This window comes from Aureibacillus halotolerans (genome assembly GCF_004363045.1).
GTDB lineage: Bacteria > Bacillota > Bacilli > Bacillales > DSM-28697 > Aureibacillus > Aureibacillus halotolerans.
Window position 1 is genome coordinate 96,600 of sequence record NZ_SNYJ01000007.1, and the last position, 17,065, is coordinate 113,664.

The window sequence follows — 17,065 nt, forward strand, 5'->3', positions numbered from 1 at the left end:
GACTCAAAAAGATTTCGTCGTGTTTAATTTTCATCCTTAGCCTATCGTGTGCATCGTCAACCTTCGACATAAATGGTATACTAGTCTTCAAGATTGTTTACACGGAGAGATGCGAAAATGCCTCAATATACACCAATGATGCAGCAATATTTATCAATCAAATCGGCATACAAAGATGCCTTTTTATTTTTTCGTCTCGGAGACTTTTATGAGATGTTTTTTGACGATGCGACGAGAGCCGCACAAATTCTTGAGATTGCCTTAACTAGCCGCGATGGTGGTGGAAAGGAACGTGTCCCGATGTGTGGGGTGCCACACCATGCGGCCAAGGGGTATATTAAACGGTTTATCGATCAGGGCTATAAAGTAGCCATTTGTGAACAGGTGGAAGATCCAAAGCAGGCGAAGGGCGTTGTGAAACGCGAGGTGACCCATGTCATCTCCCCTGGAATGGTGATGGATGAAACGATTCTATCTGAGAAAGAACATAATTTTCTAGCTGCACTGGCCCATGACGACGAGCAGTATTCGCTTGCGTTATGTGATTTGACAACAGGCACGATACATACAACATGTGTTCAAGATTTTGAGCGTGCGTTAGAAGAATTGAAGGTCGCTCGTGTAAAGGAAGTGATCGTTTCTGCTCAAATGATGGACCTGATGCGCGAGCAATCGTGGACCGTCTCTGTTGCGCAAACGATTGACAATGCTGCAGAGCTCCCCTTTGCCTTTGAGAATAAGGCTTGTTTACCTGCGCTCTTATTGCTCACACAGTATTTGCAGATAACGCAGCAGCGTTCTCTCGATCATTTACAGCAGCCACGTTTCTATGAACCTGATGAGTATTTAACGATTGATAGCAATGGGAGACGCACATTGGAGCTTGTCGAGACAATGCGTGACAAAACCAAAAAAGGCTCGTTGCTTTGGCTCCTAGATGAAACAAAAACCGCTATGGGGGGGCGAAGGCTTAAGGAATGGTTGGACAAGCCTTTGCGGTCAAAACAAGGCATTCAGGATCGACTTGACGCAGTGTCCACCCTGATCGAAGGGTTTACATCCAGGCATGACATTCGCGAAAAAATGACGGCTGTGTACGATATTGAACGACTTGCAGGCAGGATTTCTTATGGCAATGCCAATGCGAGGGACCTTGTGCAAGTGAAAAAAACGGTGTCCACCTTGCCTGGTATTCAGAGGGCTGTTAGCGAGCTAGGGTTGCCTTTGGCGTCTTTACTGGCAGAGCAGGTAACGGCATTGGAAGAGCTGGAGAAACTGTTAGCCAATTCGCTGCTTGAGGAGCCGCCGTTGACCATTACCGAGGGCGACATGATTGCTGACGGGTATTCGGATGTCCTTGATCGGTACCGGGATGCTGGCAGAAACGGAAAGGAATGGATCGCTGCGCTTGAAAAACGGGAGCGTGATGAGACACAGATTCGCACGTTAAAAGTAGGCTTTAATCGCGTTTTTGGCTATTACATCGAGGTGAGTCGCTCCAATCTGAAAAATCTCCCTGAAGGTCGGTACGAACGCAAACAAACGCTTGCCAATGCCGAACGATTTATTACCGATGAGCTCAAAGAGAAAGAGCGTTTAATTCTGGAGGCACAGGAGAAAAGCGTTGACTTGGAGCATCAGCTGTTTTTAGAGTTAAGACAACGTGCACAGCAGTTTATCCCTGCCTTGCAAGAGCTCTCTCGCCTGATTAGTGAGCTTGATGTGTTGGCGAGCTTTGCTGAAGTGAGTGAAAGGTCTGGCTATGTCCGTCCGCAATTTTCTCCGACTGGCGAGCTTTCGATAGTGGATGGCCGTCACCCTGTAGTTGAAAAGATGACGATGCATCAGCATTATGTCGCCAATTCAGTCACACTTGACAATACGACGTCCATGCTATTGATTACAGGGCCAAACATGTCCGGTAAAAGCACATACATGCGACAGGTGGCGCTCATTGCAATCATGGCACAAATCGGCTGCTTCGTCCCCGCCAAAGAGGCCACGCTGCCATTGTTTGATCAGGTGTTTACACGAATTGGGGCAGCGGATGATTTAGCCGCTGGGCAAAGTACGTTTATGGTTGAAATGATGGAAACCAACGATGCCATTCAAAAAGCGACAGCAAGCAGCTTGCTATTGCTTGATGAGATTGGTCGTGGGACATCGACGTATGATGGGATGGCCTTAGCGCAGTCCATATTGGAGTACATTCACAATCACATTGGCGCAAAAACGCTGTTCTCCACCCATTATCATGAACTAACGCAGCTTGAATTAACGCTTGATGCCTTGCAGAATGTTCATGTCGCGGCTGTCGAGGATCAGGATACAATTGTCTTTTTGCATAAAGTGGAGCCCGGTCCGTCTGATCGTAGCTACGGCATACATGTTGCCAAGTTGGCAGGTCTTCCAGACGGGATTACAAAACAGGCGACAGCCCTATTGCAGCAGCTGGAGCAAACAAAAGGGCAAGCGGCACCAACAGCGGAAGTAGGAGCGACGCAGACTGTTGCTGAACAGCTGTCGTTGTTTGGCGAGGCAAACACAGCTTCAAAGGCGGCCAAGAAGACGCCGGCTCCATCTAAAGCGGAAGCCACTTTTGCAAGCGAGCTGGCCTCGCTTGATTTGATGGATATGACGCCGCTTGAGGCAATGAATTGGCTATATCGTATGAAAAAAAAGGTACAGTAGGAGGGAGCGCGTATGGGTCTCATTCGGCAAATGAATCATCAGCTATCCGATAAAATTGCCGCAGGAGAAGTCGTTGAGCGACCAGCCTCTGTTGTGAAGGAATTGCTTGAAAATGCAGTGGATGCCAAAGCGACGAAGGTAGATGTGCATGTGGAGGAAGCAGGCTTGGGCATGATCCGTGTTATTGACAATGGGGTCGGCATGGACGAGGAAGACGCATTGCTCGCTTTTAAGCGACATGCGACGAGCAAGCTGCAAGATGAGCACGACTTGTTTCGTATCCGTACCCTTGGGTTCAGGGGAGAAGCGCTTCCGAGCATTGCCTCTGTCAGTCATATGGTGCTGTCGACGTCTACGGGCGAAGGACCAGGAACTGAAGTGCATATGACAGGCGGCAGCATCGTCGAAGCAAAAAAATCACATAGCCGCCAAGGGACAGATGTCCGCGTTTCTTCGCTTTTCTTTAACACGCCAGCTCGACTAAAATACGTTCGTAGCTTGCACACAGAGCTTGGCCATATTACGGAGGCAGTGAATCGCGTGGCTGTCGCATGTCCACACATTCAGTTTTCTCTCGTTCATGAAGGAAAAGAACTGCTAAAGACGAGTGGCAATGGTCGATATGACCAAGTGCTTGGTCATCTATACGGAATGGATGTTGCTAAAGCCCTTGTACCTGTGGAAGCTGAGACTTCTAACTTTGTGCTTTCTGGGTTTGCGGCCAAGCCCACTATCACTCGGGCGTCGAGGCACTATTTCTCTCTCGTCCTCAATCAACGTTATGTCAAAAATATTCCGTTGTTTCAAGCGGTGATGCAAGGGTATAAAACGTTGTTACCAATAGGGCGCTACCCTGTTGGTGTTCTTTCTATTGAGATGGACCCGATGCTCATGGACGCCAATGTGCATCCGTCAAAACTCGAGGTACGACTAAGTATGGAAAAGGAGCTTTGTGCGTTGGTGACCGAAGCGCTTGAAAAAAGCCTTCGTAAAAGCCCGCTCACCCCCGAAGCAACTAGGCCAAAGGCTCACAAAACGACATCCATTCAAGAATCGATACGGCTTGATACTCCTCCAGCCAATTACCGAAAGCCCTCTCTGCCTCAGAGCCCTACGCAGCAGGAGGCATCGTCTCATAACGCAGAGAACAGCCCATCTGCGCCAGCTGTTGAAAGAGAGGAAGAGCAACGACACGCATCCGAGTCTTTTGAGCATACCGAGCTTGCGGAATCTATGTCTCCCTATGTGTCTGCGGAGCCTTATGAGATGCCTGAATTAGAAGTAGTAGGACAGCATCATGGCACGTATATCCTTGCCCAAAGCGTGGAGGGGCTGTTTATTATAGATCAACACGCAGCTCAGGAGCGTATAAAATATGAGTTTTACAAGCAAAAACTCGGCGAGCACACGCATGAGCTTCAAGATCTAGCTCTTCCACTGACGATGACGTTTCGGCAGCATGACTACCTTGCGCTCTTAGAACATAAAGATTTATTATTAAACCTAGGATTAGCCGTCGAGGATTTTGGTGAAGGCAGCCTTCTTCTCCGCAGTCATCCAGTATGGTTTCCGCACGGAAAAGAAGAAGAGGCTGCGCAAGACGTCATTCAAAAAGTACTTGATACACCGAGCGTAACGTTAGAAGAGATTCGCGAAGAAGCAGCGATTCTTATGTCTTGCAAGAAGTCTATAAAGGCGAACATGTACTTGCGGAAAGAGGACATGCAAACATTGGTGAACGACCTCCGTAAGGCGAAGGATCCGTATACATGCCCGCATGGACGACCTGTGATTGTTAAATTTAGTGAGTACGAACTCAAAAAAATGTTCAAACGTGTGATGTGAACCTAGTAAAAGAAGGGAGATCACTATGGAAGACAAACCACTGCTTGTCATTGTAGGGCCAACCGCTGCAGGAAAAACAGAACTTGGTATTCAGTTGGCGAATCGGTTGTCGGGGGAAATCATCTCTGGCGATTCGATTCAAGTGTATCAAGGCTTAAACATAGGCACAGCAAAAGCCTCTCCAGCTGAGCGAGAGGATACGCCACATCATTTGATTGACATATTACCACCTGATGCGTCTTATTCCGTTGCTGATTTTAAAGATCAGGCTTTGGCATGCATTGACGGAATTCATCAACAATCAAAACTTCCAATGATCGTAGGAGGAACGGGCCTTTACATACAATCGATCGTATATCCATATGAATTCACAGAAAAAAGTGGCTCCGCCGAGGTAAGGCTACGTCTCGAAAAAGAGGGTGAAATGATCGGCAAAGAGGCTCTTCATAAACGGTTGGCAGATGTGGATCCAAAAGCTGCGAAAAGCATTCATCCGAACAATGTTCGTCGTGTCATTAGAGCACTCGAGGTGTATGAAACGACGAGCGAAAGGCCTTCTGATCGTATTTCCCGACAAGCGGACGCCTATCGGTACAATACCTTTATCCTGGGGCTTACAATGGATCGGCAGGAGCTCTATGAACGCATTAATCAGAGGGTTGACCACATGGTAGAAGAGGGTCTGTTTCAAGAGGTGGAGGCCCTGTTTAAAAGCGGCTATGAGAATTGTCAATCCATGCAAGCCATTGGCTATAAAGAAATTGTAAGCTATTTTAGAGGCGACTGCACACAAGAAGAAAGCATTGCACAACTTAAAAAAAATACACGGCGTTTTGCAAAACGTCAGCTCACTTGGTTTCGAAATAAAATGGATGTGGAATGGATAGATGTGACCACTTCTAGGTCAATGTCTAAAATCGCTGACGAAATTTTGCCTTCGATAGCAGGAAAGCTGCGTTTTTAAGCGAAATAGTATTACGAGATAAAGAGAAAAGGAGGATTCCGCCCTTGAAGCAGAGCATTAATATCCAAGACCAGTTTTTAAACCAGCTTAGAAAAGACAATATGTTCGTTACTGTTTTTCTGCTAAACGGATTCCAGCTACGTGGAACCATTAAAGGCTTCGATAATTTCACGGTGCTAATTGAAACAGATGGGAAACAACAACTGATTTTCAAGCACGCTATTTCTACGTTTGCGCCTCAAAAGCCAGTGCAAATGGATACAAGCAAGACTTCAGACGAAGCATAAGAAGGACGGAGAGGAAAGGATCTGTCTTTAGGTCTGACCTTTCACCGCATTCGTTTTTCGTATACATATTCATTTTGCGCCTCCCCTGCCATTCGCAGGGGAGTTTGTTTCGCTTTTTGGCAATCTTAAAAGTGCGCGCCAAGGCTATCCTCAAAAGCGCTGTAAAAACGAAGGTAACGCCTAGCAGAAGCTGTGGTACGCAAACCAAAGTTCTCCATAAGTTTCTCTTCTGTGTCGGAGGAGTTACTGGCGATAGAAGAAAGAATGGCAGTATTCCTCATATGCTGAGCTGTTCTGCCTGGCAAGCCCGCACGCGTGGATTCTTGGCGAATCATTTTTTGAACTGCAAAATCACTTAGAGCCTTTGGTTGATCCAACTCGTACACCCAACGGAACGTCAATCGTTGATAATCAAAAGCAATAAAAAACGGATCGTTCGTATAATACCGTGGTCGTACCGGCTCAGGGACATCAGTTAAATAAGAAAACAGCTCGACACGGTCTTCTTTCAAAAGTGAAACGGTTCTTGAAGCTGACCCGTGCGTTGGATAAAGGACGAGTTCGTTTTTTTCAAAGTGAATATCTTTTATCGTAAGACGTGTCAGCTCCCCGATGGTTAAGCCATAATGAAGGAACAACCTTACAATCATGTAATTTCTTGTCCGTAGATAAGGGCGCCCCTTTAATTGATGATCGCTTAACTGCTTGTCAGAGAGAAGCGTTTCATACAATTGCTGGCGATCCTTTTTAGAAAGGATGTCCTCTAGTCCAAGCTGTCTGTGCTTTACAGTTGTTAAATCAAGTGTATGAATGGGATTAATTAACGCTGGGTCATGGTACACTTGAAGAAAGCGATACAATTGATTGAGCACAGTGATCAAGCGCTTTACAGTGGCGTTAGAATACTGGCGTTCCTCCTGCATATTGTATAGCCAGCGCTCTGCTTGAATAGAGTCAAAGAGAACGAGGTCTTGCAACGCTTCGATTTGACATCTCTTCGCCAACCATTCATGCAAATCTTCAAGGTCATACGCATACCTTTGTATAGTGGAGGGCAGACGACCTTTCGCTTCGAGCTGCTGCAAAAAATCTTGCATATACTCGGGGAGACGCTGGGTGAGAAGCATATCCATAGATACTTCCTCCTTTTTAGAGAATCATGAAAGTATGTCTCTTTCACAATGATGGCGCGCTTTCTTCTTATAGTAGCATAGGCGAATGTCACATTCATGCTTCGCTGTACGTATACTGTTCGGAATAAGGGGTGAAGAGCGATGGAGCAATCCTATACATTGAAAACCAATGGACAAATGAACTTTGTCCTAAATCGACACCATGCAGGAGAAGGCACAGTGCAACTGGAGGCAACATCAAGTGCAGTAGATGAAGGAGTTCATCAGCCTTTAAAAAACATTGAACAACGCTTAGAACAAATGGTTGGCATGCAGGAGATTAAAAAGCATGTCAAAGAGCTTTACGCCTGGCTGTTTTTAAATAAATTTAGAGAACGATTTGCTTTGAAAACAGAGCCCCAAGTCCTTCACATGCTATTTAAAGGCAACCCGGGCACTGGGAAAACGACGGTGGCAAGACTGCTAGGCGAATTTCTTAGAGATATGGGAATGCTTCCTAAAGGTCACCTTATCGAAGCGGAGCGAGCGGACCTCGTTGGCGAATACATCGGGCAAACCGCACAAAAAACGAGGGACCTCGTTAAGAAAGCACAAGGCGGCATTTTATTCATTGATGAAGCGTACTCCTTGTCAAGAGGTGGAGAGAAAGATTTTGGCAAAGAAGCGGTAGATACGCTCGTGAAGCATATGGAAGACGCATCTGGTGAGTTTGTCTTAATTCTCGCAGGGTATCCTTTAGAGATGGAGCGGTTTTTACGTTTAAACCCTGGGCTGCCCTCAAGATTCCCTTTGATTATTGATTTTCCAGATTATACTCCCAATCAGCTCGTGCAAATTGCCAGACAAATGGCGAGACAACGTGATTACTCATGGACGCAGGAAGCGGAGCATATGCTTCAAGCTCACTTTGATGAGCAAATGAATCAATCTCGCCAAGGATTTTCGAATGGTCGCTACGTACGAAACATTATGGAGAAGTCCGTTCGAAAACAAGCCGTGCGACTGCTGCATCATCCATCCGCGTATACAAAACAGGATTTGATGTGGCTGACGGCTGCAGACATCATTTTTCAATCTGATGGCACGACCGGTGAAGACAAATACAAGTAGGTGACAAGAATGAGTGAACAAGTTGAAGCGTTACAAGAAGTAGCCGTATTGTTTTCTATATTGCGTTCTGACAAGGAAGACGAGGAAGGCTCGCTGTCAGAGCTTGCCTCGCTTGTTGAAACGGCCAATGGAACAGTTGCAGCCACAGTGCTACAGAAACGAGATCGCCCAGAACCTGGGACGTATTTTGGAATTGGTAAGCTAGAAGAAGTAAAACAGCTCATGCTGGAGAAAGATGCGAATGTGGCGATTTGTAACGATGAACTAACGCCTTCTCAACTGAGACGTCTACAAGACATACTAGAAACAAAGGTCATTGACCGCACACAGTTAATACTTGATATTTTTGCCCAGCGCGCTAGGTCTAAGGAAGGAAAGCTCCAAGTTGAACTTGCACAGCTAAACTATATGCTTCCAAGGTTGAGCGGAATGGGAGCGGCCATGTCAAGGCTTGGGGCTGGAATTGGGACGAGAGGTCCAGGGGAAACCAAGCTGGAATCAGACCGTCGCCATATCCGTCGTCGTATTCGGGATATTGGGCGTAAGCTAGAGGAGGTTGTCGCCCACCGTGAGCGTTACAGACAGCGAAGAAAGCAACAGCAAACGTTCCAGCTTGCACTGGTCGGGTATACGAACGCTGGAAAATCAACGTTGTTTACGCAACTGACGTCCCAGGAAACGCTCGCAGAGGATAAGTTGTTTGCCACGCTCGACCCTTTAACGAAAAAAAGCACCTTCCCAAGCGGTTTTCAGACGGTCGTCACCGATACTGTTGGGTTCATACGTGACCTCCCGACGACAGTCGTTGCTTCTTTCCGCTCCACACTTGAGGAAGCAGGGGAAGCCGATGCACTACTTTTTGTCGTAGATGCGTCAGATCCAGAGCGACTTGAGCAGGAGAAAACAGTGCTGTCTTTGCTTGAAAAGCTCGGCCTCGATCAAATCCCATGTTTTACGGTCTACAATAAAATAGACCGTGTTCAAAAAGAAGACGTGTATCCTTTGATCAAGCCTTGTGCGTTTGTTAGTGCACTAGATAAGGACGGTGTTCAAACGTTAAAAACCGATATTGAAGCTTGGCTGACATCATGGTTTACCCCATTTTCAGCAGACGTGGAAGCAGGAGACGGAAAACGTCTTGAACAGCTGAGGTTGCAGTCCATTACAGAAAAACCCGTATTTAATGATGAAACAAACATCTACGAAGTGGCAGGCGTTAAACCGCCACAGCAGGAGTAAAGGAGAGCATGTCATGAACGCTGATTTAAATGCTTTAGCTAGGGATGCTGAAGTGGAGATTGCCTCTGCTTGGCAACGCATCCAGCAGGTCGCAGAGAGAAACCAAGAAAGAGTGCTCCATGCCTTTCGCCGCCATCAAGTGAGTGACGCTCATTTGCAGGACTCAACAGGGTATGGCTACGATGATATCGGACGTGAAACGCTTGAGGCGTTGTATGCCGATGTTTTAGGTACAGAGGATGCCCTCGTTCGCCCGCAAATCATTTCAGGCACCCATGCGATCGTTCTCGCACTCTCTGCCTTGCTGCGTCCTGGAGATGAGCTGTTGTATGCTTCTGGTACGCCGTATGACACGCTGCATGATTTTATTGGCATCGGCAAAGACAGCCAAAGCTCTTTAAAAGCATACGGCATTTCGTATAAGGACGTCCCATTAAACGAAGATGGTCTGAATGAAGAGGCGATTCTTGCATCGATCACACCACAAACAAAAGTGGTCGCCATCCAACGTTCGTGTGGATATGCTAAACGACCCGCATTGTCCGTGGCTGCTATCGGACGTATCGTCGAGGCAGTAAAGGCCGTGAAGAAGGACGTGTACGTGTTCGTCGACAATTGCTATGGGGAGTTTACCGAAACGATTGAACCCGGGCATGTCGGTGCTGACGTCATCGCCGGCTCCCTAATAAAAAACCCAGGTGGTGGGCTAGCGCGGACAGGGGGCTATATTGCCGGAACAAAAGCTGCGATTTATTTAAGTGCAGAACGGTTAACATCCCCAGGCCTAGCAAAAGAAGTCGGTCCTTCTTTAGGGCAATGGCCACTCATGTACCAAGGTCTTTTTCTTGCTCCCCACACGGTTGGACAAGCATTAAAAGGGGCCGTGTTTACGGCATGTTTTTTGAATAAACTAGGTTTCTCAACGTGGCCGAAGTGGAATAGTACTAGGTATGACTTAATTCAAACGGTTGAATTTCCAGATGCGAGCACGATGATCGCGTTTTGTCAGGCGATTCAAGCAGCGTCGCCAATAAACAGCTACGCCAAGCCAGTTCCAGGGGCGATGCCAGGCTATGACGCTGAGGTCATCATGGCTGCTGGGACATTCGTGCAAGGGGCAAGCCTTGAATTCAGCGCCGACGGACCGGTAAAACCTCCATATCGTGTCTATGTCCAAGGTGGGCTTACATATGAGCATATTAAAATCGCCGTCAAAGAAGCAGCAGCAAAGGCAATTAATGAAAATACCAACGCGATGATTAAAAAGCCTTAATGTCCCTTGTTATGTTTCCTCACACGTATTGACAATATTATTCACGTTCGTTACACTTAAGCTGTGTAAGCATTTTAATAGAAATGAGGGGACGAACATGAATGATACAGTACGCAGGTCGATGGCGTTGTTCCCAATTAGCATTGTAAAAAAACTAACAGAACTGACCGCAAGACAAATTCGGTATTATGAGGAACATGATCTTGTTCATCCAGAACGGACTGAAGGGAATCGCCGGCTTTTTTCATTTAATGATGTCGATCGGTTGCTTGAAATTAAAGCGTTGATCGAGCAAGGCATTAACATGGCAGGGGTTCGCAGAGTGTTTGACATGCGTGAACAACAAGAGAAGCTTGACAAAATACAGGCAACAGAAACAAAAGCGACAGCAAAGGATGACATTAGCGATGCGAAGCTTCGTTCAATGTTGAAAAAGGAGCTTGTCCAGCAGGCAGGTCGTCACAACCGTGCTTCCTTGATTCAAGGTGAGCTTTCACGTTTTTTTCATTAATTTGATTGGTCGATAGCCAGGTAGTCCTTAGGCTTGAGATAGATGAGTTCATACTATAAGAGGAGGAACATGTGATTATGGGTTCTAAGTACACGAGAAAAGACATCGTAAAGCTTGTTGAGGAAGAGAACGTACGTTTTATACGTTTGCAGTTTACAGATTTGCTAGGAATTATAAAAAACGTTGAGATCCCTGTTGATCAATTGGGTAAAGCCTTAGACAACAAAATGATGTTTGACGGCTCATCCATTGAAGGGTTTGTTCGTATCGAGGAATCAGACATGTATCTCTATCCAGATCTAGATACCTTTGTTGTATTCCCATGGACGAGCGAAAAAGGTCGCGTAGCTCGTTTAATTTGTGATATTTACAATCCGGATGGCACACCGTTCGCAGGTGATCCAAGAAGCGTACTTAAAAAAGTCATTCAAGAAATGAAAGATCTCGGCTTTACTGCCTTTAATATCGGACCAGAGCCTGAGTTTTTCCTTTTCAAAAATGATGAAAAAGGTGAGCCTACGCTTGAGTTGAATGACAAAGGCGGCTATTTTGACTTAGCACCAACGGATCTAGGTGAAAATTGTCGACGTGATATCGTGCTTGAGCTTGAAGACATGGGCTTTGAAATTGAAGCATCACACCATGAAGTCGCTCCTGGTCAACACGAAATCGACTTTAAATATGCAGACGCTGTAAAAGCGTGTGACGACATTCAAACGTTTAAGCTTGTTGTTAAAACAATTGCACGTAAGCACGGCTTGCATGCGACGTTTATGCCAAAACCATTGTTTGGTGTGAATGGTTCTGGTATGCACGCAAACATGAGCTTGTTTAAAGGTGAGCAAAACGCGTTTTTTGACGAAAAATCAGACCTTCAATTAAGCGAAACAGCAAAGCAATTTATTGCTGGCATTCTGAAGCATGCTGAAGCATTTACAGCCATTACGAACCCAACAGTAAACTCATACAAGCGTTTAGTGCCTGGCTACGAAGCCCCATGTTACGTTGCATGGTCTTCTCGTAACCGTTCACCACTCGTACGTATCCCAGCTTCTCGTGGCTTGAGCACACGTATCGAAGTGCGTTCGGTTGACCCAGCTGCGAACCCTTACTTGGCCATGGCTGTAATGCTTGCTGCTGGACTTGACGGTGTGAAAAACAACTTAACACCACCAGCACCAGTAGATCGCAACATCTACGTGATGGACAAGGAAGAGCGTATTGAAAACGGCATTGCTGATCTTCCAGCAACGCTTGCCCAAGCGCTTGACACTCTTAAGCGTGACGATATCATCATGGCAGCACTTGGTGAGCACGCTGCAGAACACTTTATCGAAGCAAAAGAAATCGAATGGGACATGTTCCGCACACAAGTTCACCCTTGGGAGCGCGAGCAGTACCTTACCCTTTACTAAAAGATCAAACCCCTTGCCGCTGTAGCGGTTGGGGGTTTTTCTTTATTTTAATTCTTCTTAAAAACAACCACCGCACATACGAACACCCAAGAAAATCCGCAAAAAAAATTTTTAGTCCAATATTTCGCCCACCTGATGAATTGTATTGCAGCAAATCCAATGGAAAAATACTTAGTAATGGAACATCAAAACTACAAAAAGGGATTCGTGAACACTTCTATGGGATTAAGATGTGGTGATTGCCCCAAATCTTATAAGAATAAGTATTTTTGGTCGCACTACCACCGAAAAAGCTACCCAATATAATTCTGTAAAAAAGGGGGTAAAGCCCATGAAGATTATAGACAAAAATGAACCGGACAATTACTTAATATATATCGCGCTGATCGTATTGTCCATGGTAACTTTTAAAGGCGTGAAGAAAATTGAAACAAAACGATTAAAGCTAAAGCAAGATATGAAAGACAAATCGTATCGTATTTAAAACATTCCTTCATTCCTACTAAAACATATGTGTCGAGTTGGCTAAATTAAGGGGTGGAGGGAAGGTCAATTCGTTATTATGATTCGTGAGAAAGAATTGCAGATAAGATTTGTGCATATACTCATCGTCCGAATATTACAATCCAAACCGTTCCTTTATCATTTTCGCAACGTCTTCAGCTTCCAGATCCTCATTGTTAATTCGTAGATAATGTTTTTGAGTGATTTCTCCTCTTTTAGAATTCAATCGAAGGCTATCCATGCTTCTTAATAATTCTTGTTCAGAGTACTGCACGTTCTTTTTCGTTGGCTTTTGTTCAAGTCTATAGGGTGTTTTATTCCGTTTCAGTCTTTTTTCGACGCCAGCTTCCAACTCAACAAAATAGATTTTTGCTCCTTTAGAACTGAAGATTCTGCATATTTTCTCAACACTGTCCCAATCTTCTTTTTGATTAAATGCCCAGACAAACGTAAAAATCATCCCATAGTTATTGCTTGTTGCAAAGGTTCTAAAAACTTCCTCTCTAAAAAGGGTAGATAGTCTCCACATGTCAGGACTAAATCCGAAAAAGGGTTCAAGTAAATCAATGGTCATATGATTATGGAATAACTTTAAAGCAGTTATTTTTGAGAGCTCATTTCCGACTGTCATTTTCCCGACGGCTTGTGGGCCAAAGAGTAGAACAAGCTTCATCATTGCGCCTCCTGATATTTTCGGATTTTTCTAGACAACTGCTATTTCAAAGGATTATTCCACAATCCTTGCTTAAATTCAATAATAATCAATAATGTAGGCGAAGAGGGGTCTACATCACGAATACTTGGCAAAGTCTTTACCCCTTTGGTAAGAAATTCTTTAAGGATCAAAGGGTATATTCCAATCGCTTTAGCCGAACATGCAGGAGCAATGTCGAGAAACCACACCAATACTTGAAATAACTTGAAACCTTTGTCAAAGTAGATTCGTAGACACATGTAGACGACAAGACAATGGAGGCGTTCAAATGAGTTTCTTTAAAAAATCGCTAGAAAGAGTCGGCATCGGTGGTGTGAAAATTGATGCGCAACTACAGAACAATCAGTACACAAAAGGGGATACTGTCCATGGCGAGTTCCATATAAAAGGGGCAGGCACGGACACAGACATTAACCAGCTTGTGATTGATTTATGTACAGTGGCTTGGTACGAGCATGAGGACAAAATGCATCAGAAGAAAGTGGTTGTTGACTCCTATTCATTTGAGGGCAGCCATGTAAAAAGTGGAGAGCGCTTAACGATCCCCTTTGCATTCGAGCTCCCTTATACCGTCCCACATTCCACGTCAAGAAGTCCTGTTTGGATTACGACTAGAGCGGACATTGAGCTCGCCATTGATCCAAGAGATGAAGATTATCTTGTGATTAAGGAGCCGGAAACATCTCGTCTTTTCCTCAATGCTGTCAGAAACCTTGGATTCCGTCTACGAGAAGTGGAGGTTGAAGCAGGCAACTATTTGACAGAGCGCTTTTATCAGAAAGTCTTGCCGATGGATCAAATTCCAAAGTATGTCCAAGAATTTGAATGGGCGGTCCCATCAGAATTTAGAGGTCATATTGATGAGATTGAAGCAGTCCTATATGCAACTGAATATTCCTTGCATGTACTGCTTACAAAGGACCAAAGATTAAGAGGGTTGGATAAGTTCTTTAAGTCCGAGGATGCGTATTATGAATTGGAATTTACGTTGGATGAGTTGAATCAACCTGATGTCGTTGAACGTGAGTTATGGTCCATCCTTCAAAAATAAACTTCAGGCTGATGAGAAACGCTCGCTTTCGTCGTTGCTTTGCCTTGTCCGGTGCTCATTGCCCTTTTGGCAACTCCGCACCAGTCGAGGTTTTACGTTACATAGAGCAAGCACGTCCGATGGCCTAAAGAAGCATGTAGTGAATGCAATTCTATAACAAAGAGCCTCTCCAATTTGGAGAAGGCTCTTTGTTTATCTATATCCAATGCGAAAGACAACCTCTTAATGAATCGCTCTGTAAAGCCCTACGACTTTACCGAGAATGGTGACATCATGAAGAATAATTGGCTCCATCGCTGCGTTTTCAGGCTGAAGACGGATAAAGTCTTTTTCCTTGTAGAAGCGCTTGACCGTTGCTTCATGGTCTTCTGTCATTGCCACAACGATATCCCCGTTATTGGCTGTTTGCTGTTGTTTAACGACAACAAAATCCCCGTCATAAATGCCAGCTTCAATCATACTTTCACCTTCGATGACGAGCACAAACACTTGCTCATCTGCTGGAAGTAGACTTTCAGGCAGGGCCATGTAATCTTCGATATTTTCAATGGCTGTAATCGGTTGTCCAGCTGTAACCTTCCCGATGACAGGAACATTCAATACTTTTGCAATAGGAGATGCATGTTCATCACTGTACAAGACTTCGATGGCTCTTGGTTTTGTTGGATCACGGCGGATTAATCCCTTGTCCTCTAGTCGTGCTAGATGACCATGAACGGTTGAACTAGAGGCAAGTCCAACAGCTTCCCCAATCTCTCTTACAGAGGGTGGATATCCTTTGCTTTGTACATTGTCCTTAATAAAATCTAAAATATCTTGTTGTCTTTTTGATAGTTTTTTCATAGTTATCCTCGCTTTCTATTACGCGTAGTGGATCCATACTTACAAAGTAAATGTAGGCATACAATTTCAAAAGGTTCATAGACTGGAAGTAATTTATATAAATTATAACAAACAGTCCTTTGGAATACAAACATAAGTTCGAATTTTATAGTTGACAAAACAAACGTTCGCATGTAATCTAAAGGCGAACGAACATTCGTATCAGGGAGGAATGAAGATGGTGGTTTCTGGGCGTTCTTATTATATTTGTCTTGCATTTGTTATTGTTGGCTTGATTCTCTTTCATGGTGTAAGTGATGAGGAGTATGCAACTGTTCATATAGAGAAGGGAGATAGCATTTGGGCACTTGCTGAAGAATACACGGCGCTGCATACAATGTCAAAACCGGATTTCATTCAATGGGTGAAAGAGAACAACCAGCTTCCTACAAGCACGCTTGAGCCAGGACAGCAGCTCATCATTCCAGTAACGATGAAGCAGCTAAGCACTGAGAGATCCTCACAATTTGCATACACGGGTGCGGAGTAATGAATGTGATTGGGTATTGTCGAGTAAGCACGGACAAGCAGTCGCAGGAGACGTCGTTAGGACGACAAGAAAAAGAGCTTACACAAGCCTGCCACACGGAAGGCTGGACATTAAAAGGCATCATTTCAGAAAAAGCCAGTGGCTATGACATTGATCGCGAGGGCATGCTTGAATTGATGGAAAGAGCGGTGTCCGAACAGATAGATGCCATCATTGTAAGTGATGCGACAAGAATCGGTCGTGGCAATGCAAAAATGGCGATTGTCCATTATTTTCGTAAGCATGGTCTGTCCTTGTACTGTGTCGAAGAAAATGGAGAGTTGACTCTGTCAGATGCTGATCACCTCGTGCTTGACATCGTTTCCATTGTCGAAGAATATCAACGCAAGGTACATAATGCTAAAATTTCTCGTGGGATGAGACTTGCAGTGAAGGATGGCTACAAGCCGTTTCGCAATTTAAGCAATCATACGTCAAGTTCGCCTGGTCGGAAAAGAAAAGAAATCCCTATATCCGAGATTGTAAGGCTCAAGAAGAACGGCCTGACGTATAGAGATATTGCGGCAACCTTAAGAGGTCTTGGGTACGACGTTTCTAAAGCGACTGTGAATCGACGTTTTAAACAATACGAAAATGAGCAAGTACAAAAAGAAGCGGTTCATTTGCATCCTTAATCCGTATTTTGTATGATGGGTGGCAAGAGGTGATAACGTTGCTATCCAAAGAGAAAATTAATCGCATTAACGAGCTTTCTAATAAAGCGAAACAGAGCACACTGACCAATGAAGAAAAGGAAGAACAACAACAGCTACGTAAAGAATACTTGGCCACTTTCCGATCGTCTATGCGTGACCACTTACACAATGTGAAAGTCGTTGACCCTGAGGGAAATGATGTCACACCAGATAAATTAAAGGAATCCAAAAAAAATCGTTTGCATTAACAGCTATAACGG

Annotated in this window: 17 protein-coding genes; 14 read left to right on the forward strand and 3 right to left on the reverse strand. The window is 44.8% G+C overall.

From position 1 onward, the window contains the following. Positions 1-117: 117 nt before the first annotated feature. The 4 genes from mutS to hfq are packed head-to-tail and all read left to right on the forward strand — an operon-like array spanning position 118 to position 5,787. Positions 118-2,691, forward strand: a complete 2,574-nt coding sequence (gene mutS / locus EV213_RS10045) for a DNA mismatch repair protein MutS (protein WP_133580401.1) — start codon at positions 118-120, stop codon at positions 2,689-2,691. A gap of 12 nt (positions 2,692-2,703) precedes the next feature. Then, positions 2,704-4,536, forward strand: coding sequence for a DNA mismatch repair endonuclease MutL (gene mutL / locus EV213_RS10050; protein ID WP_133580402.1), 1,833 nt, complete (start codon positions 2,704-2,706; stop codon positions 4,534-4,536). 25 nt (positions 4,537-4,561) lie between these two features. Further along, the gene (gene miaA / locus EV213_RS10055; RefSeq protein ID WP_133580403.1) at positions 4,562-5,500 is read left to right on the forward strand and encodes a tRNA (adenosine(37)-N6)-dimethylallyltransferase MiaA; all 939 of its coding nucleotides are present in this window, start codon (positions 4,562-4,564) and stop codon (positions 5,498-5,500) included. Positions 5,501-5,544: 44 nt separating this feature from the next. Next, entirely contained in the window at positions 5,545-5,787 is a 243-nt protein-coding gene (hfq, locus tag EV213_RS10060; protein WP_133580404.1) for an RNA chaperone Hfq, read from the forward strand. A 125-nt stretch (positions 5,788-5,912) separates the two neighbouring features. Here the strand turns inward: hfq and EV213_RS10065 are convergent, their stop codons facing one another. Next, on the reverse strand, positions 5,913-6,920 hold the full coding sequence (locus EV213_RS10065; RefSeq protein ID WP_133580405.1) for a tyrosine-type recombinase/integrase: 1,008 nt from the start codon (positions 6,918-6,920) through the stop codon (positions 5,913-5,915). Between the two features lie 141 nt (positions 6,921-7,061). On the opposite strand from EV213_RS10065, the gene EV213_RS10070 reads away from it, so the two are divergent. The 6 genes from EV213_RS10070 (at position 7,062) to EV213_RS20715 (ending at position 12,952) form a co-directional block, all read left to right on the forward strand. After that, complete coding sequence (locus tag EV213_RS10070; RefSeq protein ID WP_133580406.1) at positions 7,062-8,030, forward strand: AAA family ATPase; 969 nt, start codon at positions 7,062-7,064, stop codon at positions 8,028-8,030. Positions 8,031-8,039: 9 nt separating this feature from the next. Beyond that, positions 8,040-9,269, forward strand: coding sequence for a GTPase HflX (gene hflX, locus EV213_RS10075; RefSeq protein ID WP_133580407.1), 1,230 nt, complete (start codon positions 8,040-8,042; stop codon positions 9,267-9,269). Positions 9,270-9,282: 13 nt separating this feature from the next. Beyond that, positions 9,283-10,542 carry a methionine gamma-lyase family protein gene (locus EV213_RS10080; RefSeq protein WP_133580408.1) on the forward strand — a complete coding sequence of 420 codons (1,260 nt, stop codon included), beginning with the start codon at positions 9,283-9,285 and terminating at the stop codon, positions 10,540-10,542. A 97-nt stretch (positions 10,543-10,639) separates the two neighbouring features. Beyond that, positions 10,640-11,053, forward strand: coding sequence for a MerR family transcriptional regulator (locus EV213_RS10085; protein WP_133580409.1), 414 nt, complete (start codon positions 10,640-10,642; stop codon positions 11,051-11,053). A gap of 77 nt (positions 11,054-11,130) precedes the next feature. After that, positions 11,131-12,468, forward strand: a complete 1,338-nt coding sequence (gene glnA / locus EV213_RS10090) for a type I glutamate--ammonia ligase (protein WP_133580410.1) — start codon at positions 11,131-11,133, stop codon at positions 12,466-12,468. Positions 12,469-12,799: 331 nt separating this feature from the next. Beyond that, a complete protein-coding gene (locus EV213_RS20715) occupies positions 12,800-12,952 on the forward strand; it encodes a hypothetical protein (RefSeq protein ID WP_166639248.1) in 153 nt (50 codons plus the stop codon). Between the two features lie 135 nt (positions 12,953-13,087). On the opposite strand, the gene EV213_RS10095 is transcribed toward EV213_RS20715, so the two are convergent. Next, on the reverse strand, positions 13,088-13,645 hold the full coding sequence (locus EV213_RS10095) for a DEAD/DEAH box helicase family protein (protein WP_133580411.1): 558 nt from the start codon (positions 13,643-13,645) through the stop codon (positions 13,088-13,090). Positions 13,646-13,955: 310 nt separating this feature from the next. Here EV213_RS10095 and EV213_RS10100 point away from each other — a divergent pair, with 310 nt between their 5' ends. Next, on the forward strand, positions 13,956-14,738 hold the full coding sequence (locus EV213_RS10100; RefSeq protein WP_133580412.1) for a sporulation protein: 783 nt from the start codon (positions 13,956-13,958) through the stop codon (positions 14,736-14,738). A gap of 222 nt (positions 14,739-14,960) precedes the next feature. On the opposite strand, the gene lexA is transcribed toward EV213_RS10100, so the two are convergent. Beyond that, positions 14,961-15,581 (reverse strand): transcriptional repressor LexA, encoded by a 621-nt coding sequence (lexA, locus tag EV213_RS10105; RefSeq protein WP_133580413.1) that lies wholly within the window; start codon positions 15,579-15,581, stop codon positions 14,961-14,963. A gap of 217 nt (positions 15,582-15,798) precedes the next feature. Between lexA and yneA the strand changes: the two genes are divergently transcribed. From yneA to EV213_RS10120, 3 genes are read left to right on the forward strand one after another with little or no spacing between them, the layout of a single operon-like run. Beyond that, positions 15,799-16,110 carry a cell division suppressor protein YneA gene (gene yneA / locus EV213_RS10110; protein ID WP_166639249.1) on the forward strand — a complete coding sequence of 104 codons (312 nt, stop codon included), beginning with the start codon at positions 15,799-15,801 and terminating at the stop codon, positions 16,108-16,110. Next, positions 16,110-16,784: a YneB family resolvase-like protein gene (locus EV213_RS10115; RefSeq protein WP_133580415.1), complete on the forward strand. Its 675-nt coding sequence runs from the start codon at positions 16,110-16,112 to the stop codon at positions 16,782-16,784. Before yneA ends, EV213_RS10115 begins: the two co-directional genes overlap by 1 nt. Before the next feature lie 38 nt (positions 16,785-16,822). Then, positions 16,823-17,053, forward strand: a complete 231-nt coding sequence (locus EV213_RS10120) for a DUF896 domain-containing protein (protein ID WP_133580500.1) — start codon at positions 16,823-16,825, stop codon at positions 17,051-17,053. The last annotated feature ends 12 nt before the right edge of the window (positions 17,054-17,065 follow it).